We start from the raw sequence: 1,134 nt of genomic DNA on the forward strand, positions 1-1,134 counted from the left end.
AGCCGTGTCGATGTTCTTCGACCAGACACTGGCCGCAAGCCCGTAGACGGTGTCATTGGCGAGATGAATTGCCTCTTCAGTCGAATCAAAGTGGAAGGAGGAAAGGACAGGACCGAAGATCTCATCCGTCGCAATCGACATGCCCTTAGTAACATCGGAAAACAGGGTCGGCTCGATATAGGTGCCCTTGCCCAGTTCCATCTGCGAACCGCCGGTTACGAGCCGCGCACCCTCGGCCTTGCCCTTGGCGATATAGCCCATGATGGTTTCGTTCTGCTGGGACGTGGTAATCGCGCCAACCTGCGTCGCCTCATCCAGCGGATCGCCCACCACGATCTTTTTCATCTTCTGCGCAAGGATTTCCTCGAATTCCTTCGCTACCCGCCGGTCGACGATCAGCCGGCTCGACGACACGCAGCATTGTCCGGTGTTGAAACTGATCCCGAAGGCTGCTCCGTCGGCCGCATCGTCGAGGTCTGCATCAGCAAAGACAATGATGGGATTTTTTCCGCCCAGTTCCAGGCCTAGCTTCTTGAAATTGGTATCGGCAGCCGCGTGCACCACGGAGCGCCCGACGCTCGTCGAACCCGTGAAGGAGAGCATGTCGACGTCTGGGTGCTCTGTCAGGGCCTGCCCGATGGTGCGGCCAGAGCCGGTGACCACGTTATAGGCCCCCTTGGGAAGGCCGGCTTCCGCGAGGATCTCTCCAAGGATCAGCGTTGTCGCACTGGTAACCTCGGATGGCTTGACGACCATGGTACAGCCGGATGCGAGGATGAAGGGCACACGCTCGCAGAGGATCAGGAACGGGAAATTCCAGGGGGTGATCAGGCCAACAACACCGACCGGTTCGCGGAGCACCATGCCGAACAGATTGTCCCCAAGCGAATTGAAACTATCGCCGTGGAGCAGGCGGGCTGCCCCGGCAGCAACCTCGAAGCAGGCGACGCAATGATCGATCTCGCCACGCGCCTGGGAAATGGGCTTGCCGTTTTCCAGCACCTCCCAATAGGCGATTTCATCGCGTCGCTCGCGCAGGATCTGGGCCGTGCGCAGCAAGACACCTGCACGCTCTGCGCCTGAAATGCCTGCCCATGACCGATCTTCGAAGGTGCGACGGGCGGCGGCAACGGT

At 60.0% G+C, this 1,134-nt stretch carries 1 protein-coding gene; it reads right to left on the bottom strand.

The genetic code is table 11. The features are described 5' to 3' along the window. A partial coding sequence (locus A3AY_RS0113660) for an aldehyde dehydrogenase family protein (RefSeq protein WP_018326226.1) occupies window positions 1-1,134 on the bottom strand: 1,134 nt, incomplete at both ends.

This window comes from Rhizobium giardinii bv. giardinii H152 (genome assembly GCF_000379605.1).
Taxonomy (GTDB): domain Bacteria; phylum Pseudomonadota; class Alphaproteobacteria; order Rhizobiales; family Rhizobiaceae; genus Pararhizobium; species Pararhizobium giardinii.